The following is a 24,030-nucleotide window of genomic DNA, read 5'->3' as shown; positions in this document are numbered from 1 at the left end:
ATTCACTCAACTTTTCCAATCAATTTTTCTTGTACAAGCAAAGGAACTGATTGTAAATTTTCTACATTTCCATGCAAAATATAACCTTGATTATTCTCTTGAAAACTTAGATTAAGTTTTAACGATCCGAAATCCCCAAAAAGAGAATGAACATTTACATTGTGCTTATTTAGACTCAAAACCAATCTGTTTTCTTCAATTATTCCGTTATATGAATAGGTTATATCTCCTCCATTAACCACACTATCATCAACTACAAGAATCCCACTCCCAAAGTCTTTATCTTGACTTTTAAATGTAAGCAAATAAATTCCGTCTTTCATAATTATCTTAATAATAGACAACTGAACATACAGTTACCTCTACATTAGTCCGATCTCTAAGAAATGTATTCATTTTGAGTACATTAAATGTAATATCATATAGTTAATTAAAACTTAAAAGTAACACAAAACCATGATATTAATAAAAATTATAAATAATTTAAATATTATTTTTATCTCCACAAAAAACCCTGCTATATTAAATATTACTCACTTGATATAAGTGGTGATTCAAATGTGTTCTAATTACGAACCAATTTCAAAAAATCGTGCTCATCTCCTCGATCTTTATGAACCTACTTTCGATTATAATTCAGATATTTACCCAAGTTATAATGCTCCGATTTTGATTTCTACTAACGATAATATTGAATGGCAATCTGCCCGTTTCGGTCTGATACCCTTTTGGACTGAGGATTTGGAAAGGGTTCAAAATACATTTAATGCTCAATGTGAAACCATTGCTACTAAACCCAGCTTTAAGAATGCTTGGAAGAATAACCAATTCTGTCTAATACCAGTTGAAACTATCTTTGAACCTAAATATATAGACGGCAAAGCTATATGGTATGGAATTTATCGACAAGACAGCATGCCATTTACATTGGCTGGACTCTATGAGCAATCAAGTATTAACGGTAAGTCAATCATCTCTATGACGATGATTACAATCAATGCTGATTCACACCCTTTCATGCAACAGTTTCATGCGCCTGAAGATGAAAAGAGATCTGTTGTTGTTATTCCACGAGATAGGCGAAATAACTGGCTAAGATGTGACAATGAGGAAGCAACTCAATTTTTGCATGAATTCTCCCCAGACGATTACACTGCAGCACCAAAATTCGATATGCATAAATTTCGGCCAAACACGCATTAAAATATGAGAAATTACAGTTAAATAAAAAAACCTCGAGGGGCTTTTTTATTTAAAAAGATTTAATCTCAGCTAAATACGAAAATCCTAACTTTGATCTATAAACTTTTACTTTCATTCCTTTATGGAGTTTTCGCTCCACCACTTTCATTTGTTTAGTATCTTCATTTTTTTCCTCTTGAGTAGGAATAAATATATTTAAATATTTTTCACTATTAGTAATTTTTAATTTCAACCCAAAATTTGCTGTCAGTTTTGCATCATCGCAATTTGAGAAATATCCATTTGATTCAATTTCAACTACTCCACCACCAAATTCTGACATATAAGATGGCTGGACTTCTGAATCCACAGTAATTCTAATTTCAGTTCTAGTTTCAATATCCTTGTCTAATTCTTGCAACCACATTGTGAAACTCATAGGCTCACCAGTTTAAGTTGTTTTTTTCAATTCACTTGAACAACTAGACTAACATACTACAACCCAAGACGCCTTAACTTCACCTTTTACAGATTCATATCTCATACATCTACAATGTTGTAATTCTTGAATATTTGATGACTAGAGCTTTAAATTTTTTTATCAAAATAATGTCGCTGATAAGCATCAATCAGCTCACGCTGAATATAAAATTGGACAGCAATCATCCTTGGATCATTTCTGCATGTACTTAAATTTTCTCCTAAACTTTTATCAGCTTTTTCAAATTTTCTAATTAAAATTAAATCCTTAGGCTTAGCATTGTAAGAATTAATTGCTTTAGTTAAATCTACATGTGGTAAGTATTTAAAGTCACCTATCAAATTCTCTACAATAATTAACTCACATCCAGCAATTGTTAAAGAAACACCTTCAAGAGATTGAGACTCTTTGTGCATTTCGTCATAAGTTAGAATACTTACAAATAAAATTTCAGGGGCTTCGTTGTATTTCTCTTCATACCCAATTTGAGCATCATAAATCCTATTTAAAATCGTCATTGATTATGTCTTTATGAGTATAGAAAATCATATTAAAAAACATCGGCCTGATTCTTAAGGAACAGCATCAACTCAGTCTTTTCTAGCATTTGATTAAACCATTCAACTGACTGTGATCGGTTCATCTTTTGGAACTGGTCATATTCAATATGGTGGTTCCTACATAGCGGAATCGTGAAGAAATCACTTGCCTTAGCACTTGATTCTTTTAAAAGGTCGACTTGATTACTTTGTGCTACTTCTACAGGTGAATTACCACAAATTACACAAGGTAGTCTCTTTATTTCGCTTAAAAACTTTTGCGAGCACATTTAGATAACCTCACTTTTATAACTCATACAGAGTATTAAAATTTTGGCACCGAACAAAAAATAAAGCACTACTAAATACTCTTCATCTGACTGTGTCGCTTATAAAGTCCAAGAAATTGTTTTCGTGCTTTAATTTCATTTCCACTAAATGGCAGAAATAACATAACTTGTTCAATAGTCATTGAATTGTTCTCTATAAGACATGAATCTTGGTCATTTGACCAATTAGATTCTTTTGCTTTTAAACCTTTTTGCTTTCTTTTCATTTGAATTAATTACTTTTCAATATGGCTTTATAAATATCACATCTAAGTAATTAGATTTTTTTAAATATTAGATTTGTGATCTTTATGTACCTGCCCTTGAAATTATTGAAAGTAGGTAACGGTTATTAAATTATAGTAATCAACACTTAATATTTATTTGATTTTATTTAAGAAACATTTCAGAGATATATTGTTGAGTTCACCTACATATCCCAACAAATACCTCTTAAAGCTACTGTAGTGTAAACAAAATAACCGGGTACTATGGGCTCTCCATAGCCAAACAAAGAAGATTAAAATGTCTGATTTTAAAGATTTTTCTAAGAAAGCGACTAAAGACAACGAAGCGGCACATCAAGTTCAAGCGAATGAACATACTCAGGTAAATACTCCTAACAGTCCTCAAACCACTCCTAAACCTGAAGACTCTCCGAAACCACAGGATTCGCAAGAACCTGAGACTAACAACAAATAATTTCTTATTATCAGTGCCTAAGAAACTGATTTAAGGTACTGTTATTATAGAGAGTAAATTAGTGCACTGATTTATTTTACTATTCATTAATTTTATCCCTTTGATTGGTTTAGTTGTTTAAGAAATTGCAATTATCCATTAACTAAAGAAGATATAAAAAGTCTCTCAGATCTGAGGGACTTTTTTAATTAATGTATCTAATATTTAGAATTGTATAAATTATCGTAAGAACAGTGGACTCAGGATGCCATGTCTCTTTTATATGCCAATAACCTGTTAAAAATTCATAGTCATTGATATTTAAAGCTCTCATTCCACTTATGTATAGTTGCTTTGAAAATTGTATTTTTGATAGTTTTTCATAGAGCATATCGTTTTACCATTTTCTAAATTCATATAATTATAAATTACGTTAGTCTTGTAGAGCTCTGCTTAGTATCAACTATTTGTCTGAAGTAATAAGATTTCGCTTTTTAATTTTATAAGTTCCCCCTATAGCAATTTTTGGGGCTGGATTTGGGGTGCGTCCAGACAAATGTTTAATTAAGACGGGAACGCTATCTGGAGCCTTGCTCCAGATAGCGTCGTGTTCTACATAAAGTACAGTGTTAGTGCGTGCATTCTCAATAAAACTTTCACAAAGGACCCTAGCTGCTGCAGTAGCTATATCTCTTTCATCCTCTAAGCTGTTAACTTTCATATCTAAAACCTTATTTTGATTAAATTTGGCTAGGTTGATGAATAACATAATAGCTATTTTAGCCCAATGTCCTATAAAAAATAGTGAATTAAACAAAAAATCTTTATTGATGGACGTAGTTTTTAAGAATAAATGAAGACTTAATTGATTTTTGAAACATTTTCTTCAAGTAATTGAATACATTGAGTATAAAAATGACAACTTATGTGTCGTTGACTGCTGACATTCTATGTCATTAAAAGCTTTAAGCTATTGATTATTAGATTGCAGTTATGTCAACTTATGTGTCGCATGACGCATTCCTTCACCACTATTCAATAACTTAAGTGATTTCTATTTTACTTAAAGAATATGATATGTTGACCTTAAGAATACTTCATAAACTTTATTATGTTTGCTCTAAAGCCAATTCATTTAGAAAAGAAAGTCTCAAACGAAAACCAAATTATTCTGTTATTTGATATGGATACAACTTGTCCATGTTTGTACCCTATGCTGTACACCATGAAATTTCTCAGATTTCAAAGTGTCTCTACGCAGCATGCTGATTTGATAGCATTAAAATTTTGGTACGATTTTTGGTCTGAAAAGTTTGCTACTTCCTTTTGTGAGTCTTTCTATTCATCATCCTACAACTTTGAAATTATTCAAAGTGAAATTGATAACTTCATTATCTATTTAGAAAACAACAAAAAAATTGAAAGTAATCTTATAAGATTAAGAAATGCAGAACATGCTAACTACACTACAATTGGCCATAGACTTAGATCCTTCTTAAAGTTTTACAGCTTTTTGATTGATGAATATCTAACGATCCAATCTCAGCCACAACTTTCACTGAAGGAAATCCAAAAAATTAAAGGAAACTTAAATAAATATATGACTATAAAGAAAAAAATTATAAACAACTTTTCAAAGTCTAATAAAACAATTAAAAGTGAAATCAATTATTCGTTCAAAAGTATGAATGATGAGATGATTAAAGGATTGTATTTAATTATCTCACCGAGCAATTCTAATAAATACAATACCTTGAACCCATTTAAGTCAAAAAACGTACAACTCAGAAACTTTCTGATCATACATCTCATGCTTAATTATGGTCTTAGAATTGGTGAACTTATGCTACTAACAACCAATTCTATTAAAAAATCAATTCAGAATCATAATTTTAGTTTAATTATTACAAATACAGATGATGAGTTCGATGATCGATCAAAAAAGCCAAAAATCAAGAATGAATACTCATACAGAGTAATTAAACTACAGGAACGTGACTATAGAATTCTTCAAATTTATATAGATGAAATACGAAAAGAAATTCCTTCACAAATCTTATTTACCTCCTTAAAGCCTCCCTACTCTGCTTTAAGTTATGCCAGTGTTAAAAAGATATTTGATCATGTAGATTTGTCATTAAAAACATTGCTACCTGAATGTTTTGATACTTCAGCTTATGACTCAATAGAACGTCTAACTCCACACGTATGTAGACATTCTTGGGCTTATATGATGTTAAGCTTTTCTTTTGAGAAGTATAAGAAAGAAAATGTTAATCACTCTGATCTCAAACAAAGTGTAAATGATGCTCTGCTAAAAGCACAGGATGATCTAAGAGCCTTAGGTGGTTGGTCACCTACAAGTACAATGCCTATATATTATGGTAAACGCTTTATTGTAGAACGTGCTAATTTTATGAACTTGGCTCGCATCATAGATTCCAGTATAAATTATGATTGATAAAAATATGCCTCAACTTAGTCTAGATTTTGAAAAAATAGATAAAAAGCCTAATGAGTTCATCGTCTTTTTTGATAATGACCTTAATGTAATAGAATCATTACAACTTCCTGAAATCATTAAATTTCAAAGGGCTGATAAATTTGATAGTAAATTTATTCAGAGTTCTTCTGATCTTTGGAGTTTTAATTATTCAGGAAAAAAGGTTCAGCTAAGTTTTTCTAATTTCAGTAAATTTGAGAAAAAACTAGCTAAATTTTTTCTTGCTAATTATATTCAGGTCAACACACCATCATCACTTGAAGCTAAATTGCAGGCTTTTAGTTATGCTATAGGAATATTAAAAGCCAATAAGCAAAAACTTGATTATCAAAATTTAAAATCGATATTGGGTAATTTGGCAAAAGATGATAGGTCACCTTACTATTACCACTTGAAATTTCTAGTTAAATTATTATTTTTAGAAAATTTTTCACATTTTGATGTTGATCAAGAATACGAATTAGAATTTCTTGAACGTCCTACAGCCTTCAACTCAAAACTGTATTATCAACAATATGAAGACCCTATTGATTACCCAACTATTACCATGATTCAACAAGGTTTTAGCCAATTGAATCATCAATTAAAACAAAATTCCTTAGAAGTCACTAATCAAACTTTAATCAACTCTTCAATATTAGGCCTAATCTATGTATCAGGACTTAGACCTGTTCAATTAGCTAAGTTGTCAGTAGAAGATATAAAAGTAGACACTACACGTACTACCGATAATTTCCATCGCTATAGCGTACTAATTCCCTATGCAAAGCAAGCAAGATATGTACATGAGAAAATAGCTGTAAAACTGCCAGAAGAAGTCGCTGAAATTATTCTTTCATATATCGAAAGGTTTAACTTGCATCCGGATGAAAAGTTATTCGATATGGAGGAAAATGCAGCTCGTTTCTGCTCAACGGCTATTAACACTCAATTATTTGCTTTTTCACCAGAATCATATCGAGATGCTGTTTTAGCTGGAGAAATGATTAGACAAAAATATTCCTTTTCAGACTTTAGACATCATGTTGGTTATAGCCTAGCTATGGCGGGTTCTTCCGCTGAAGAAATAGCATATATTTTGGGTCACTCATCAGTCGTGACAGCAAGACATTATATTTTCTCTACACCACAATTAGCACAAATTAGGGCTCAAGCCTTAGGTAGAAACTCTCTTTATAAACAGATGATAGCTATGTTACTCACAGGACGTTTGATTTATAGACAAGAATGGAAGCAGAAAAAAGGGCAATATTGGACATAAGATTCATTATGACATAGGTGGTTGTTCTTACAATGATAAATGCTTATTTCAACCTGTCCGTAATTGCTATGGGTGTATATATTTTCATCCTTTCATAGATGCTGATCACAGCAATGTTTTAGAAAGTATTCAATGTGAAATTAATGATCTGATTAGGCTGTCTGATGGTATAGGTGTTTCTAGAAATCCATTGATTAGAGTCCATGAATCTACAAAATTTGAAATAGAATCAGTAATAAATCGTTGCCACATGCATAAGGATGGTATCCATGAATCTTGAACAATACCATGTATTTATAAATGAACAGTGAGAATTTTTTGAGAATAATATCCAACCAACTTTCAAATTAAGATGGGATGACTCAGCTTGGTATGGGGGAACTATCGGCTCAGGTTGGTTGCTTTCTAGAAGTGGTAGAGTCCACTTTTTATTTAATTCAATCAAAAAGTTAAAGGGAGTTGAGAGCCTTTTTGTAGATCCTACATATCAAGAGTTCATGAAAGCAGTAATGGTTCTGAGTTATAGAAAATCAAACTCAAAAGCCTCACCACAAAAATTATATGCAGAAATTCTAGTTCTTAAACGCTGGTATAGTTCTTTATATAATGAGAATCCCAATACCTGCCACCCTTGTACCCTATCCACTTCTACTCTGAACCAGTCTTTTGAAATTTTGAAGGAAAACGCCAGTAAAACTAACTTACCTGACCATGCAGGCACATACTTAAGATTACAAGAACTCTTGAATCATTATTGTTTTACTGAGAAAAACTTAGAGTTTTCTCAAAAATATCTATATATCAATAGGCAGAATAGAACACCAAATGCAAAACGTACAAAAGCATTAATTGACCAACTTGAACTGGATGAAGATGAACTCAATACAGATAAACTAATTTCTATTCGGACGTTCATTAATATCATTTCATTGATTAGTTTATGTCAAACTAATGGTGAAAAGATTGTTCTCAATCTATTGTTATTACTTATTATTACAGGACTCCGTTCTACCGAAGCCATACTTCTAAAAACAGATGCGCTAATCAAACAACCTATCTTAGACCTTGCCACCAAAGAGCATCTTAGTATTGATGGTGTTAAACAATATACACTAGGTATCCAATATCATGGTGCCAAAGGTGCAGGCTTTCGTACTCATTGGGTAGAACCGTTAGCAGCGAACCTAGTTGAGACAATTTTTGCCTCAGTCCTAGAACTTACAAAAGAATTTAGAGAACGCATCTTATATCTCCGATCAAAAGACTGTAAGGATTTTCTACCTGAATCAATTGATAGAATTTCGGAAGATTTTATAGAGATTGATGATTTGATAGATACAGTCTTTGCAGTTAAGGATAATTACAGAGGACATGCTGGTCGTCGTGAGGTTGTAATCAAGACACTCAGTAAAGTACCTATCTATAAAGAAATAACAATTGGATCAAAAGTCAAAAAATATTATTTAAAAAATGATTTAGACAATTTTATAAGATCTTTCACTAATTATGATTCAGATCAACCTCTTAATCATGTTTTTAGTTATGAGGGTAAAACTGAGAACATACCTTACGAAGATATACTTTTCATCCATGAATATAGATCAGCAACACTTCAACGAGCTTTTTACAACAAAACCAATATCATTCCATTAAGTGGTAATATCATTAATAGTTTTTTGGGAAGCAGCAACAATGTCTCTGCTTTCCAAAAGTACAATTTACTAGAAAATGAGACTGAGCATTCAAAGCTTACTAGCCACATACCACGGCATAACATCAACACCTTCCTTGCTCTCAGTGGCTTAGCTGAACACCTACAAGCAATGCTCATGGGTCGTGTTGATATTAAACAAAATCAGCATTACCAACATTTAGCTTTAAAGCAACATCGAGTAGCTGCTAGTATTCTTGAAAAGAATGAATTGGCTGTTTCTGGATTCCCTACAGAACAAGAGCCTGTGAAGTATCCAATTGATTCTGTAAAAAATGATGGACTAATGTATTTTTCAACCCAACTAGATTTAGAAAGTAATCTAAAGATGAACCTACAATCTTTTGATTCAAAGAATGAAGTTGCTAGTTACATTAAAAAATCATTCTTTGATGAATACTTTGAAGACATCACTCAATCGTTCAATGAATTAACGAAGAATAATGAAAAAGATGCAGATGAGTTAGTGCAGCGTCATGCAAATTTACACCCGTTACCTTTTGGCGGCTGTATGCGTGAAATAGCAGTCCATGATTGCCCTAAACGCATTGCTTGCCAATCAGGTGATCAATGTGGAAACTTTGCTTTAACTGGCCGTAAAGGTGAATTAGAAGCACTACAATATACTTTGAATGAATTGCTAGATAAGTTTTCACATATAGAGCAAATCATAGCCCATGATTTATCATATAGAGAAATGCTTGAGGATTTACGTCAAAAAATACTTTATTTAAGTGACTTAAAGACAAAAGCACTTGATAGGCAATATAGTTTAACTCCTATTTCCGTTTTTCCTTATGGAGATGCAATCACTAAATTACCAACAACCTTAAGTGAACTGTTCGCCATAGAACAACAAAAAATTGAGTCTAAGGAAGCCTAATATATGTTACGCGGTAAACAACTTGATGAAGTCATTGAACAAGAATTGCAAATGATGTTGATTGAAGGGTTTGAGAAATCGCCCATTTCACACAAGGCTCTTCACAGTCGTCTAACAGCTAAAGGTTATATATCAGGTGGGCTAAGTACTTTGAGTTCTGCTGAGCGGAAGAAGCTTATATCTTTGTATGTATCCGAGCAGATTTCTCCACTAAATCTAAAGACTAAGGAACAGCAACTCTATGTGAATAAAAAGACAAGACAAGCTCTTACAGATACCAATAAAAATCTACGCACACAAGTTGATGATTTGGAGTCACAGCTTCATCAGAATACAGAGACACTTATAGATATTATTGAAGAGGTAAAGCTTAGAACCAATTTGAAAGTTGATCACCTCTTGGCTCCCCATCTTCTTAAGAAGTATCTTTCACGTGAATAGCATTACTTAAATATTGTATAAACTTTCACTCTAAAGATAATTGATCAACTGAAATATTTTCATTGTATATAGTTTCTGGAGATAAATTAAAAAGTTCATCAAATAACATTTCAATGGTTAAAACTGGAGCCTTATGAAAGCGAGGTTTAGAATAGTCAGCCTCTCCTTTTTCTATAAAATCTAAATACTTATTTATATTATAAAGTAGAGTATTTTGTGTGTGTTTATTCCCTGTACTCCGTAGTTCATGAAATGAAACAGTTGCACTCACAGCACTATAAGCGGTAAAAGAAAATCTTTTTGCTGTCGACTGTATCGTTTCTATTCGTTCAATAGTATTCTGATTGAGTTCAAAATCATCTACCCAATTGTCTGTAATTTTATCTAAATAAAACTCATAAGTACTATAAAAATATCCTATGTTAATAATTTTCCATACTGACAAAATGGAATCTTTAATGTCACTTCTATTTATTATCTCTTCTTTAATCAAAGATAAGGAAATTTCCTTACTATCAATAATACCATCAATATTCAAATGAAACCTATTATTATTTATTAATTTATTAAAATCATACAATTCATCATCATCAATATTATTAAAATCCTTCAAAGATATTTTTAAGCAATGAGTTAATATTAATTTTTTTAGAATCCGATAAACAATTTCTTTAGATGGAAAAATATACTTAAATCTATTTTCGTTTAATAGGACTCCCCAATCCTCTCCACTATTCAATATAACACATGCGAGGAAAATAAGATTATCTGTATTTATACTCTCTAGATTAATTTTTTTTATATTTTGTGGATGTAAAGGATGATCTAATCTCTCTCGTTCCTTCAGGTATTTTTTCTCACCAGCCTCAAAAATTTCCAAAAACTCTTGACTATTTCCTATTGATTTACCATCAACTTGAGATTTAAAATAAAAAAAATCATCCCACGCTGAAACTCTAATTGCAGCTCTCAAGGTGTTTGTATAGAGTGCTTTATTATAAGAATATGTATGAGCTAAATTAGCCGATCCCATAAAATTATTAGCATACTCTATAGCTTTGGAATCATCTTTTGATAAATTAAAGTAGGATAGAAAGAACCAAATTGTTTGAGTTACTTTATCTTTATGAATGTTATTAAAAACAAATTGTGTAAATACTTCCAAAACTTTTAATTTTGATTTAATAATATCATGAAAATATTCATAAAAATATATCAAAATTTCTTGATCTATGATGTTACCATCATACATTTTTTTAAGAGCATTAATATACGGTTCTATTTTTTTATTGGAATCAACACCTAATAAATAATAAATAAACTTAAAATAGGGGTGAGCTTCATTTAACTCAACACCTTCAAGCCGATCAAATATCAAACCTGAATTGTCTTTTTTTTCAAAAAAAACAGTGGAACAATTAATTGCATTTAATAGAGAAACAGGAATATATTCATCTTTTTTGAATAGCAACCTAATTGAATTTTCACGTTGCAGACTATAATCTTTATCTACAAATGCTAAAATAGTGTTAGCAAATAAAAATTCAGAAGATTGGTTGCAATCATCCGTATTAGTAAGATCCTTAATTTGTAGACACATGTCAATAAGTGAGTTTGTGCAAAGAATTTTATTTTCATAAAAAAAATAGTTAGCTTTAAAAGGTATAACCACTTCTCTTTTAATTAAAAATTTATCAATTTCACATATATTAAGCATATACAATATCTCTAATAAATTAATTAGATACAAATATTTTCATATCCACATCATGACTAGATGTTTGGCTGAACCAAGTGTCTAGTAGCTGATATGCTTGAACTGTTTCAGAATTAGCTGTACTTGGACTATTAAGTTGAGACATAAAATGCTTGTGTGAAAAAGCATTGCCGATTACTAACCAGATTTCTTTACGTACTAATGGATCTTGTCTACGCTTGTCAATTGTTTCGATTACATCATCTAAGGAATGGGTAAGATCAAATGTTTTATTGAACAAACGGATACGACTATCAAGGCAAATTTTATGCTTATTACCGCTTGGTGCAGGCCATGCTCCACGAATATTTGTAATATTGCCGTATCTTGAAGGGCTACTATTTAATAAGAAGTGTAGATTTTTTAGAGCTTGACCACCAACTAAACAAAGAGCACCAGCTGAAGATTGTGGAGATATTGGACTATCTCCACATTTGACATGAACGAAGATAACCTTATCTTTTGAAGATAAAATAAAATCTGCTGGTTCAGTCCCCATATCTGTACATAACATTAGATCTATATTCGGTAGATATTGAAAAAATTGACCTAAACTATTTAGACTAACATGTGGATTTCTAACATTGGACATTTGATCTATTAAATAGAAAATTGACTTATTTCCAAAGGAATTAATTGATAAATTATCCTCATCTTTTTCCGTCATATCTTTAGCTAACAAACAATCTAATGGAATTATATTGTTTATGATATTATGATTTAGTTGGCTTCTTTCGACAGGAAGTTTGTGTTTGTAAAATGAGCCGTATAAAAAAGTTGTTCCATCTTTAAATAATAGTTTTACAGTTCTGTTATTAAAAATTTCATTAATATTTATTTCAATACCATCAATAAAGAAAGCTATATCACCAACACTATGTGCCATTAGCCCCTTTTTTTCATCAAAAGTAAATGTTATAAGACTATTTAAATTATTAGTAGGTAAATAAACATTATATTTATCATTAGAAATAAAATAAAAATTAAAAAAAGAAATTCCTTTTGTATATTTTTTATAGATAAAAGTATTATCAATTTGCTGTATACAATTATTATGGTGCACTTCTATGATGCCTATAATTTCTGAAAAATCCAATATACAAGATATAGGTTCTTCTTCAGGTGCTTCATCTATAGCTTGCGCAAAAGAGTTTAGAAAACGACTTTTGGTTGGTTGGTTTTTCATAAAAGCTATGTTTATTTGATCCAGCCACTCAATAAATCTTTCATAAGTAAATTTACTCTTTTTTTGATCACATATTCGTCCAGACCCGACACCTAAATAATAAGAAGAGGTAACCTTATCGCTTTCATTAATATTTGATACTACTGCAGTTGTAACTGCATATGCCGAATTTGCTTGAGAATGATTGATTGCTTCTAGATCAGAACTTTTAAGTAATATACCTTCAGGCCGATTTTGGCTAAGTTGAAGTGCTCTTGTATTAGCTTGTTTTGTTCTTGTTTTTTCTGTTCCAGCAATTACACTAAATAATTTCTCTAAATCAATAGTTCTACCAATTTTTAGATCATCTCTATGGTTGAACTTTCTACCTCTGCTATCAAAAATAGAAATAATGTCTCCTATTTCTTTTATTATCATAATCTCTAAAGATGGTTCAAAAAACAAACTATCCTTAAGAAACTTAGAATTATTAAAACAAACAGATGTAATAACACCTGATTCAATATCATACTTAGTTAAAGCACCTTCCCTGCTAAACTCCCAGTAAAGTTTATCAATACAATCATTCAAACTAAAATCATTCAATTTATAATAAAAACAAACTGATGCAAGAGGGATTTCTAAAGAGGTAATAGGATCAAAATCGTTAAAATTAAATTTTTTCCGATAACAAGAATCAAAATAACTATGTTCAGGAAAAACTTCGAGATAATTATCTACCAAAAGAGCAGTATCTAATGTATTTAAAAAACGTTTTGCTGATTCTACATTGGAAATATAATCATCAAATTCAAGATAATTTTTCCATAAATTATTATTACTTTCAGTGGATATTTCTAAAACTGTTGGCTGATAATTTTGATATATTCTTACTACTCTACCAACAGTTTGTACAAGCTCCTTCCCGCTACCAACAGGATAAGTCAAAATTAAAACTTTAGCTTCAGGTATATCAATCCCCTCATCCAATTTCCGTTGGTGAATTAGAACTTCATAACCTAGTTCAGCTAGGTCTGCTGGTACATAACTAAACGTATCTTCAATATTTTTATCTTTGAATTGCTCGTGAATTGCAACCGTCTTAAAAGATTGATTAAATTTTAGGAAATATTTTTCAATATCACTAAATTCCTTACATTTAATAATACACACAGCATCGGGCTGTAATTCTTTAATAGTATTTAATTTATTATAAATTTCTGAAAAATCAGTATCTTCATTAATACTCTCATTGGATTGGGATATGGCAATAGTCTCAAATGTAGGTGAAACAATTACTTGATCATCTATCGCCTGTTTATAAGTGTAAATATAGCTATGTTCAGCATCTATATCAAAGCTAAATAGGTCATTTCGATATGGTGTTGCCGTGATTATTACTTTTTTTGCTTTTAATGCTCTGATTGCAGTACCCCATTTAGGGGATGGTTCTGCATGCCCTTCATCAATTAATATGAGGTTAAATGTAGTTTCTAGGGCTGCTAACTCATCTTCAGTTAAACTTGTAATTTTTTGAAAGGTGGTGCAATAAATTCCATTATCTTCGACTTCATTGATTTGGTTGAAAATATTTTTAGTGAGAAATTGCTTATGATTTTCTTGTTCAAGTAATATTTTTTCAAAAAATTTTCCTTTCAATTGCTTATACAATTGATCACATACAGCTCTTCTATGAGTTACAACTAAAATTTTTTCAAAAGTACTAAAATGGCCAACTGTACAAATAACACCACTTTTTCCAGCTCCTGTCGGCAGACTAATAAGACAAGATTTCTTTGAGTCTGATTGCAAATAAAGTTTTATTGTATCTATGCTGATTCGTTGACATGCTCTAAGCTTTTCACTTATCAAATGGTTAATTTCTGTAATCATAATTTTTTAAGTAGCTGTTTTATTATATTTTTATCACAAAATTATGATTACGTATAGAATACAAAATGTGCTTCTTTACTAAAGTAGTAAGTTATATTCATGAATATAATTAACAGAATCCGTGAAAATTATTATCTAATTCATTGAAATTTAAAAAACTAATACTGTGAACTGAATTTTAGGTGAACATAAGTTAAATAAATAACACCTGTCACTTTATTCATTATTTCTGATATATATTAAAGCTCAACCTGCTTTTAGTCAAGATTAAGAAATCTAGGCATATAAGTAATAATGAAATTTTTATTGAAAGGCCCTCAAACATATTGAAGGCCTTGATAAAATTTTTAAATGTTAAGCCTTGAAAACATTTATTTGCTCGACTACATGATCAGAGTAAGTACTTGAGTATTCTATTAAATAGTCTGTTTTCAATGCTACTCCTTCAATTAGAGCAGGATCTTCATCACTGTCAATATAAACGTTATCATCTATGAGATAGTGAACATCAGCGTAAAAGTAAAAATTAAATTTCTCATGAATTTTACTTAATTTATCACCAATATGAAATTCTTCAAAAAGTGCACCTTTATAGCCAGAATACAATTGGATAGATTCTAACTCAGAACTATTTCCATTAAATACCAACACTACTGAATTATTCCAATAACAATAGTTAAAGTTATACTGGATCTGGGTGATTTCATTGAATTCTTTTTGTTCATAAACCCTCCAAACATTATCAAATATAGATTCTTCAAGATAATCATCAATAAATAGATGTCCAGTTTGCTTCAGGAAATCAGCATATTGCATTCCTAAACTAAGCCCAGCAGCACCTTTATTTGGGATAATTGGCGCGTATAGATCAGGGGTTAAATTCTTCATTTCCAAATTTCCCATTTGCCACTTTGATATTTCAATTTTTGCCCGTTTTGATTCAGATAAATCTGATTTGACGCAATAGTACCTGGTTTAAAAGAACTATTAGGATCAATGATTCTAATTTGTGTTCCATCGTTCATAACCATTTTATAATACATGTCTCCGCTTTTGGAGTGTTGCCCACCACCAGGATGATATTCAATTTCTTTGATACCTGTTGCACTCTTTTCAACTTTATAGACTTGTGCTAAACCTGAGGTCCCTGATTTAGGAGGTACTAGCGTAAGTACTGCACCATCCATTTCAAATGAATATTTAATATCTTGAAGACTTTTACCCCATATATTTGCTGGTTGACTGTCAATATTCCGAGGGATATTTGCCAATTTTGCTAAGTCTTCTCGTAAACCTAATCTTGCAGTAGCTGAGGCTGCTGAAACTGGTGCAGTAGCTCTAATTCCTTTTAATAGATCATTACCTTTTCCAACGGCCTTACCTGCGCCAGGAATGACATCTAGAATATTTGTTGGAAATAAAGCTTCATTCAATGCATATAAGGTACCAAATGTAACCATTTCAGCTTGCGATAACCCACCAGAATCTGCTTTTTTTAATAAATATTCTGCTATCTGAGTTTGAGCATTTTTTAAAGCTTTTATATCACCTTTGGCAATGCCTCTACTAACAGCATCTAATGCTTCTCCTCCTTTTTCCCCCATATATCCTTTTGCTTGTTCTAGTAACTGCTTAACTTTCTTTTCATTGAATGCGTTGTTTGTGAGTGCAATATTTGCAGAATTAGATGCAGCACTTACATCATATCCAGCATAAGCAGCAATAACACCTGATGTCAGTTGCCCAACTAATAGGATTTTTTGTTTTTCTTCTTCTGTATATAACAAACCATTGGAGGGAGGGCTTAAACTAGCAACAATTTCGCCCACAGCCCCACCAATCGCTCCTGCTTCACATTGCTTTTGTATTGCACCAGCAATACAACCTGCTAATGCATGGGCCAATTTATGGGCAATATAATTGACATCTTCTAAACCTTTAATGTTATTTGCCATTTCCCCCTGTAAAGCTCCAGCTAAACCAGATAATAAAGCAACTTTCAAATTATCTTCTAAGTTGCCACCGTTTATAGCTGTTTGCACTAATGTTGAGCCGACCGAACTTGTAAAGTTATTAATTAAACGATCTGTAAGTAGTGCACTATCGGGTTTTAAATTTAAAGTTGTACCTAATTGACTCATTAAGCCCGCAGTGACCACTGTTGCAGCTAAACTTTTTACTGACTCTTTACTTCCGAGATCTTTCAGGGTCTGAGTAATATCACCACCATTATTTACCAAGCTAATAGAAGCTTGAGTAGTTAAGCTTAGTAAAGCAGCATTAGTGATTGTTCCACTTGTTCCTAATAACGCTCCAATTCCTGCTCCACCTGATACAGCAGCAATCACAATCGCCAAAATTGCTGCGCCTGCCGCAGTCAATCCTTGAGACTTATAATCCCAATCTTTTTGGGTAAGAATTACTTTTTGCCAATCGACATCATTCCTATTTAAAAAGTCTTTTAGGTATTGATTACCGGGTTGATTAGCAAGTTTTAAAATCTCATCTTTCAGTTGAACTTTATTTTGATCTTTTTCCCCCACTGGAATTTGAACAATTAGCCCACCAGCTGCTTTAAAAACAGGAGCCGAAGGGCCCTTAAAACTTGGTAGTTGTGCTGTTTCAGTAATTGAACCTTTATCTTGCATCGATTGCCAAACAACTGAATTACTCTCATTTTTGGTCAACTCAGAAATCGTTTGTTTTGCTACTAGTAGAGATAAAGTCCCCCCAGCTTCGATGGTGGCACCTTTTAAATATTCAAATTCCGTTCCAACTAAACGAGTATCAAAACCAGATTTTGTTCCTATATAATCTGCCTGTAATTTAGCTGGTAATTCTGTAAATTGTGAACGCGTTGAGTTGGTTTTAGACTTATTATATTTTATTCCTGCAAATGAGGAATTTTTGGTAGTATCGAACTTGCTTACATTTCGTTCATCCACTGTGTAGAAATTAATATTTCCTCCAGATTTAATATTGATAACTCCACCGTCAGCTTTTAATCTACCTGAATATATATCAATATTTACATCTTTATCTTTACTTTCTATATTTATGTTTTTCGCTACTATTTCTACTGATGCAGCATTTGCAACATCACTTTCCCAAGCAGTTGTTATTGTTTTCTTTTTTAGACCACCCCAAGACTTTTTTCTTTCTACTGTTAAAGTTCGATCGTAACTAGTTTCAACAGCAGCATCTAGTACTATGCTCTTATTTGCTTCAATATTTACATTTCCATTATTTGAAACAATACTGACGGCCTGGAGAATAAGATTATCTTTTTCTGAATTTCCTATAGCCTTAATATCTACTCCTTTTTCTCCATTAAGTAAAGTAGGATTAATTAAAGTTCTCATGCTATAGTTACTATCATTTTCATTCCCTTTATCATAAAAATTAGTATGTCCATCTATGATAATAGCAGTTGATATACTTTTAGGCTCTTTGGAATCTCCAATTAGCGTGCTTGAAGTATATTTCTCATCTAAACTTCCTCTCGCTTCTATTTTTATGTTTCCTGAGTTTGAATTAATCTCTGCACCACTAACAGACACACCCTTTTGAGATATTAACTCTATATCTCCAGTATTAGAATTTAATTTACTTCCTGTGTGTTCATAACCATTTAAGGATGTATTAAAAAAACCAATCTGATTATCTAGATCATTTATTAAACTCTGATAAGGAGTTTCAAACTTCAGAACTAGATAACTCGTATCAGTGTTAGGATCCCACCCCCAATCTTCAGTAATACTATTTCTATATTTTTTTGAAAAATTTTGGATTTCTTTATATATTTCTGCATAATCCTCCTCTAAAAGTTTTTGATTCCCCCATGCCTTATCTAAATCATCATTATAGTAATTTTGTAAAGTAATAAGTTTTTTCTTATCTCTTTCTAATGCAGCGAAATCCACTTCTTTCTGCAATTTAATTATTCTCTCTTTCTCTTGACGTAAAAGATTTACAACCTGGCTACTATTATGATTACTTAAAGTGTTTTTAACACCATCTATTACTAAATCTCCATTATTAGAAATAATCTTGATATTTTTATTAGCATTTAATTGTGAGCCTTGTAGCTCAACCTTATTCCCCTGTAAATGAACTCCCCCATTAGCTGTATTTAAAGAGATAACTTTTTCAGAACCATTGCCAGTAGTACCACCGTATCCTTTTAGAATTAAAGCCCCATTTTTAGAAACTAAATCAATATCTCCCATGGCTGTTAATTTGTGTTTTGTTGGATCAATCGTAAGATCACGCCCCGTCTGGATACTCAAGTCACCATCTAAGCTATTCAGTTTTGTATCATTTTTTAGTAAGTCACTGCCTGTGGCGTTATAATTCATTCCTGTTTGACCAAGAATAAAACCACCTGCCTCCATTAACACTGCACCACCTGTGATATTGGCATTTTGTAATACTTGATTACCTGTCGCTGTTACAGATGTCACGCCTTTAGAAGTTAAGTTGGTGACTTTATTTGGAATCCAAACGGTTGCGGGCGTGTACTCTGCATTAATGTAAACAGTACGCCCAGAGTTCACGGCTAAGTGTTGATCTGAAATAGCTGTTACACCTTGCAAAGTAAGTAAGTCTTTTGCATGAAGCTCTGTATTGCCTTTGGAAGTCAAGACACTATCTTTTATTGTGGTCATGCCGACTTTGTTACTAACCAAAAGCTTGCCTGTTGTTGCGGTTAACTGTGTATCCGCAATCTGGATATTGGATTTATTATTATCTATTGAAATGGCCTGTCCATTTAAAACACTGCTTATGACGCCATTGCTTAAGGTATCATTTTTTAGAATGACATCTATATTCTTGTCGAGCGTAAGGCCATTTTGGCTGGTAAGCTGAATCTCACCTTGTTGAGCAGTTAAGTTAGTGGCATTTATCTTAACATTACCCTCACCAATTGAACCGATGGTAACGCCTTTCTGACCACCAATTACGCTTTTATCTGTGGTTAAAGTGTTTTTCCCAGCTACAGGCGTCGCAGTTTTTTGTAAAGAGTTAAGCTCAACATTCTTATTGGCAAGTATCGCAATCTTGCCGCCCGTTGTTGCTTTGAGGCTATTCGCAGTAATATTTCCATTTAAGGCATTAATATTAATATCCCCAGTATTGCCCCAAATTCGACTTCCTTGATCTAAGAGGATATCTCCTCCATCACTGATAATATCTACACCATTCGCCCCAGAGCCCGTCATATAAATATTCTTGGTCGTAATATTTTTCCCTGAAAGTTTGAGCCCACCACCGCCAGACAATTTAGAGTTTTGATCTTTACCTTCTAGCGTCAACTGATTGCCAGCACCTAACTGGATCTTGCCACTGGTATAAGGAAATTCCTGGTTCGTCGTACTAAAGTTCAGATTGTTACCTGCATAGGCATTAATACTGTTCACTTGTGCTTGTGTACTATTCGCTTTCTTCAAAAAGTTAAGATTATTTATGGTCGCATCTTTATCCGAATAGACGGTTAATCCTTTAGCTGCGTAAACAGAACCGCCTTGGACATTAATATCATTGCTAACTTTATCTTTTGAGGTCGATTGTAAATAGATATCACCCGTGGAAGCATGTAGTCGGGTATCTGTAAGTTTTAAATTCGCATTGCCACTAAGCGTTAAATCTTTTGCAGCAACAAAACCAGCTTTATTTGAGACAAGGCTATTATTGGCTTGGATCACCGCTGAACCTCGGTTACTGCGAAGCTCCGTATCTGCGCCTAATGTGATATTTTCAGCATCGATATACAAATCGCCTAAAGCACCTAAATTGGCAACCTTTGTGCCCGCGGCTAAATTAAAGCTTCCTTTTGCACTCAGTATTAAAGGTGATGACGCAACACCCTCATAATTCAGGGTAATACCTTTTGCATTAACATTAATGTCATTTCCAGCATCAATATTTAAAATCCCATAACCATTGATACTACCAGAAGAATTAATATCACCTGCGGCACCTGTATTCGTCGTACGGATATTCACCAGGCTTTGAGTTTTACTGGTTGAACTGATTGTTCCGCTATGCTCAATTTTTCCAGCACTAGTCACTACAAGATTATTTAAAGCTTGTAATGTTCCTGCATTATTTACACCTAAACCTTTTTCAGTTCCCATCAAATAAATGTTATTGGCGTACATACCACCTAAAGCTTTAACATCAATTGCAATGCTTGGTGCTGCGGCAGTCGATGTTTTAGCTTCAACTTTCGTTAAGTCAGCACTAATGGAATTGGCACCAGTAATAACTTGAATATCATTGTTGGCATGGACTTGTGCATTAAGTTCTACTGCACGGGTATAAATATCAACATAGTTTGCATTGTTATTTGCTGTACCACCTAAGCCAAGATTAGAACCAGCATTTGCGGAAATCGTGATTTTACCTTGATCAACGATGAACTCTTTAATTGACCCATCTACATTAAATTGCGGCTTCCCGGTAGTAAGAATGGCTTTATTTGCATTGATAAAACCGCCTCCTTTAATATTGATTCCAGCAGGGTTTGCAATGATAAGATCAGCTCGCTGACCCGCGATTTCTAGATTTCCTTCGAATTTTGAAGCGATTGCAGAGTTCACCTCGTTAAGAATGACACGCGCTTCACCTTTTTGAAGATATGGATTGGCCCCCACACTACCGACAATGCTTGAAGCAGCCCCAGCACGGCTATTGTTGAGCACGGCTCCTTGTGTTGGAACATCGAACTCTTTATAAATATTATGTGATACACCACTAGCATTTGGTGTTTGGATATTAATCACAGGTACATTCTGTTTTTGCGTATTTTGTCCAACCCCAATTACAGGACGGTTCGCAGCATTCGCTCCTGGATCAGCAACCATTCCTGCATAGACCGTTGAAAGTGGCATCCACAGGCTCATACTCACCACTAAAGCTTTTACATGCCAAAGTTGATGAAATGCTTGATCTGTTGTTTCAGCAATAGTCCTGGTCGATTGACCTGAATTTTTTGTTTGGCTTTTTGCATTTTCAGCTACAGCCATAAACATTTGACGAGCTTTGTTATAGATAATACGGTAACGATTTTTGTTCATTTGGGTTCAGCTATATTCTAAAGTGAGAGTTTAAATAAATCAGTAAATCTAATAACTTAGTATGAGTAACTCAGGCTAAAGCCCGTTACCCAATCCTTATCAAGATTTTTGGGCGCAATGAGCCCATGACCTGCAAAAGCATCTAAATAAATACCTTGGTAATAACTTCTTAATCCAAAGACAGTACCAAGTAGATGTCTATTGTCAGGAATGCTGTTTCGACCATTGACCCAACCTTGGTCAATACCGAAATAAAACTGTGTATTGGAGATTGAGGAGTTAAAGCTCATCTCTTGCTGTAGATAATGTCCGTTATCACCAGAAAGCATGATGTCTCCATCAAATCCTCTTACGCTATACCTTCCACCAATATAGAAACGATCTTGTGGAACTAGGATTTTTGGCGCATATTGACCTTTCCAGCTCAAACGGTATTGCACTGGATAATCTAAAATTTGGAAGGGATAATTTAAGCGGAGGTCTGCACTCCAAAGTGGAGCCCGTGCATAACCTTCGGAAGGACGTAAGTTGCCATTGATATCTCGAATTTGCTCTTCTGCTGCAGGTTTTGCATTAAGAGCCCCTGTACCATGACGGTAATCCAGACCAAAATCTAATGAGGCCACGCCAAAATATTGACGATGTTGTAATCCAATATTCCATCCTGAGGTTTGACGACGTTGTACCTCGACCTCAATATTTTCAATAAAGTTCTGGCTACGCTTATGATAGGCTTTTCCATAAAGACTAGTCTTATAATGGCTTCCACGACTTAAAAGATGTGATAACGTCAAATTACTCTGCTGCGTTTTACCACTATAAAGAATTGGTGAGTTATAACCTGCCACATATTGGTCATATTCTGATTGGTTAAAACTGGCATTTAATTCATAATTACGAATAGGAACTTGATAACTAATAAAATAGTTTTGGTTCCTATTCTTTTTAAAATCATCCAAAGAATGACTAAAATTCAGATTAAAAGCATCATTGAGATGAAATGGGCTATTTAGGCCAACACCAATATTTCCAATATATTTTCCAGTAGTCTCACTACCCGAGTCATCTACACCAATATTAAAGTTGAGCTTTTTCAATGACTCTGCCTTTATCAGTAAATCACTATAGCCATTGAGTTCTATTTGCCCTTCAGTTGAGGCTGGAATAATTTGAATATCTAAAGTGCGGTTTGTGGTACGTTTTAGATTTTCTAAACCTTGATCTAATTGTCGTAAATTAAGGACATCATTTTCTTTAAAAGGCAATGCGCTATTAAGTTCTAATTTTGATGGTTGTTCATTTGCTCTAATAATTCTATGCAATCGACCAAGTTCTAGTTGTAATTCTAAAAGGCCAGTATTCAAATCTTGAGGTAAAGCTGTAATTTGACTAGTAATCATCCCTCGTTTCATCAATTCATTTTGGGAATAGCGAACGAGATTTTGAAGACTTTGAGTACCTATACATCTACCGATTATTCCCTTTTTATGATTGTTTAGAGTTTTTATTAAGTAAGAGAAATCATCAACTTGGTACTGTTGGTCAAGATTATTTTTTATTGACAGTGTGACCTGCTTAATCGGAAAGCAAGGAGTTTCTTCTACAACAATATCTTGTATCGTATAACGAATAGATTGTTTCTGTTGCGGTGCGATTTGTGGATCTTGCTCAAGAAGTTGTTTCTTTAATTCATTTAAGCGTTGATCTTGTCGAATTACTTCTGGGAGAGAAACGTCTTCTACTGCAAAGCTAAGGATAGGAATATAGCTCAACAAGCACCCAAGGATTACTTTTTTATACATTGCTATTGTTTAACTAAATTTAACAAAAAAACATGCGAAATTTATACAATATTCACATATTTAACAATACATACAAATGGAAATCATTATCAAGTGGGTGTTAAATATACAGAACAGTCTTTTATTTGATTTTGGAATATAAATTTATTGAGTGTTTGTGATTTTGCCTAAGTTCATGAACTGGATTTTAATAAATTACCATTATTTTTATTTAAGATATTGAAATTAATTAACATATTTTAAAAATAACTTATAAACTAGATTTCAGGTAAACATAAGTTAAATAGAATATCTAAGACTGTAGCCTACACAACACTGTCATCA

At 32.8% G+C, this 24,030-nt stretch carries 15 protein-coding genes and 1 pseudogene; 6 read left to right on the top strand and 10 right to left on the bottom strand.

The genetic code is table 11. The annotated features are described in order from the left end of the window. Nucleotides 1-2 precede the first annotated feature (2 nt). Nucleotides 3-323: a GrlR family regulatory protein gene (locus F2A31_RS08070; protein ID WP_150025951.1), complete on the bottom strand. Its 321-nt coding sequence runs from the start codon at nt 321-323 to the stop codon at nt 3-5. A 235-nt stretch (nt 324-558) separates the two neighbouring features. Between F2A31_RS08070 and F2A31_RS08065 the strand changes: the two genes are divergently transcribed. Next, a complete protein-coding gene (locus F2A31_RS08065; RefSeq protein WP_150025950.1) occupies nt 559-1,203 on the top strand; it encodes an SOS response-associated peptidase in 645 nt (214 codons plus the stop codon). Between the two features lie 49 nt (nt 1,204-1,252). Here the strand turns inward: F2A31_RS08065 and F2A31_RS08060 are convergent, their stop codons facing one another. The 3 genes from F2A31_RS08060 to F2A31_RS16010 all read right to left on the bottom strand — a co-directional run bounded on the left by F2A31_RS08060 (nt 1,253) and on the right by F2A31_RS16010 (nt 2,492). Then, the gene (locus tag F2A31_RS08060) at nt 1,253-1,609 is read right to left on the bottom strand and encodes a hypothetical protein (protein ID WP_150025949.1); all 357 of its coding nucleotides are present in this window, start codon (nt 1,607-1,609) and stop codon (nt 1,253-1,255) included. A gap of 161 nt (nt 1,610-1,770) precedes the next feature. Then, a complete protein-coding gene (locus tag F2A31_RS08055) occupies nt 1,771-2,181 on the bottom strand; it encodes a hypothetical protein (protein WP_150025948.1) in 411 nt (136 codons plus the stop codon). Nucleotides 2,182-2,213: 32 nt separating this feature from the next. Beyond that, nucleotides 2,214-2,492 (bottom strand): DUF968 domain-containing protein, encoded by a 279-nt coding sequence (locus F2A31_RS16010; RefSeq protein ID WP_150025947.1) that lies wholly within the window; start codon nt 2,490-2,492, stop codon nt 2,214-2,216. 564 nt (nt 2,493-3,056) lie between these two features. On the opposite strand from F2A31_RS16010, the gene F2A31_RS15780 reads away from it, so the two are divergent. Continuing rightward, nucleotides 3,057-3,233, top strand: a complete 177-nt coding sequence (locus tag F2A31_RS15780; protein ID WP_004771033.1) for a hypothetical protein — start codon at nt 3,057-3,059, stop codon at nt 3,231-3,233. A 442-nt stretch (nt 3,234-3,675) separates the two neighbouring features. Here F2A31_RS15780 and F2A31_RS08035 read toward each other — a convergent pair whose 3' ends face one another. Continuing rightward, nucleotides 3,676-3,933, bottom strand: a complete 258-nt coding sequence (locus F2A31_RS08035) for a hypothetical protein (RefSeq protein ID WP_150027732.1) — start codon at nt 3,931-3,933, stop codon at nt 3,676-3,678. 390 nt (nt 3,934-4,323) lie between these two features. Here F2A31_RS08035 and F2A31_RS08030 point away from each other — a divergent pair, with 390 nt between their 5' ends. The 4 genes and pseudogenes from F2A31_RS08030 (at nt 4,324) to F2A31_RS08015 (ending at nt 10,011) form a co-directional block, all read left to right on the top strand. Continuing rightward, nucleotides 4,324-5,673, top strand: a complete 1,350-nt coding sequence (locus F2A31_RS08030; protein ID WP_150025944.1) for a site-specific integrase — start codon at nt 4,324-4,326, stop codon at nt 5,671-5,673. 7 nt (nt 5,674-5,680) lie between these two features. Next, nucleotides 5,681-7,256 (top strand): annotated as a pseudogene (locus tag F2A31_RS08025) (site-specific integrase). A 217-nt stretch (nt 7,257-7,473) separates the two neighbouring features. Next, nucleotides 7,474-9,570, top strand: coding sequence for a hypothetical protein (locus tag F2A31_RS08020; protein WP_407643262.1), 2,097 nt, complete (start codon nt 7,474-7,476; stop codon nt 9,568-9,570). 3 nt (nt 9,571-9,573) lie between these two features. Then, on the top strand, nt 9,574-10,011 hold the full coding sequence (locus tag F2A31_RS08015) for a hypothetical protein (RefSeq protein WP_150025943.1): 438 nt from the start codon (nt 9,574-9,576) through the stop codon (nt 10,009-10,011). 25 nt (nt 10,012-10,036) lie between these two features. Here F2A31_RS08015 and F2A31_RS08010 read toward each other — a convergent pair whose 3' ends face one another. The 5 genes from F2A31_RS08010 to F2A31_RS07990 all read right to left on the bottom strand — a co-directional run bounded on the left by F2A31_RS08010 (nt 10,037) and on the right by F2A31_RS07990 (nt 23,706). Then, nucleotides 10,037-11,728 (bottom strand): hypothetical protein, encoded by a 1,692-nt coding sequence (locus tag F2A31_RS08010; RefSeq protein ID WP_150025942.1) that lies wholly within the window; start codon nt 11,726-11,728, stop codon nt 10,037-10,039. A 19-nt stretch (nt 11,729-11,747) separates the two neighbouring features. After that, the gene (locus F2A31_RS08005) at nt 11,748-14,825 is read right to left on the bottom strand and encodes a DEAD/DEAH box helicase (protein ID WP_150025941.1); all 3,078 of its coding nucleotides are present in this window, start codon (nt 14,823-14,825) and stop codon (nt 11,748-11,750) included. 354 nt (nt 14,826-15,179) lie between these two features. After that, on the bottom strand, nt 15,180-15,713 hold the full coding sequence (locus F2A31_RS08000; protein WP_150025940.1) for a hypothetical protein: 534 nt from the start codon (nt 15,711-15,713) through the stop codon (nt 15,180-15,182). After that, nucleotides 15,710-21,904: a two-partner secretion domain-containing protein gene (locus tag F2A31_RS07995; protein ID WP_150025939.1), complete on the bottom strand. Its 6,195-nt coding sequence runs from the start codon at nt 21,902-21,904 to the stop codon at nt 15,710-15,712. The genes F2A31_RS08000 and F2A31_RS07995 overlap by 4 nt, the downstream gene beginning before the upstream one ends. A 56-nt stretch (nt 21,905-21,960) precedes the next feature. Further along, complete coding sequence (locus F2A31_RS07990; RefSeq protein WP_150025938.1) at nt 21,961-23,706, bottom strand: ShlB/FhaC/HecB family hemolysin secretion/activation protein; 1,746 nt, start codon at nt 23,704-23,706, stop codon at nt 21,961-21,963. Nucleotides 23,707-24,030 lie beyond the last annotated feature (324 nt).

It is taken from the genome of Acinetobacter suaedae (assembly GCF_008630915.1).
Taxonomy (GTDB): domain Bacteria; phylum Pseudomonadota; class Gammaproteobacteria; order Pseudomonadales; family Moraxellaceae; genus Acinetobacter; species Acinetobacter suaedae.
This window is presented reverse-complemented; position numbering and strand designations above follow the sequence as displayed.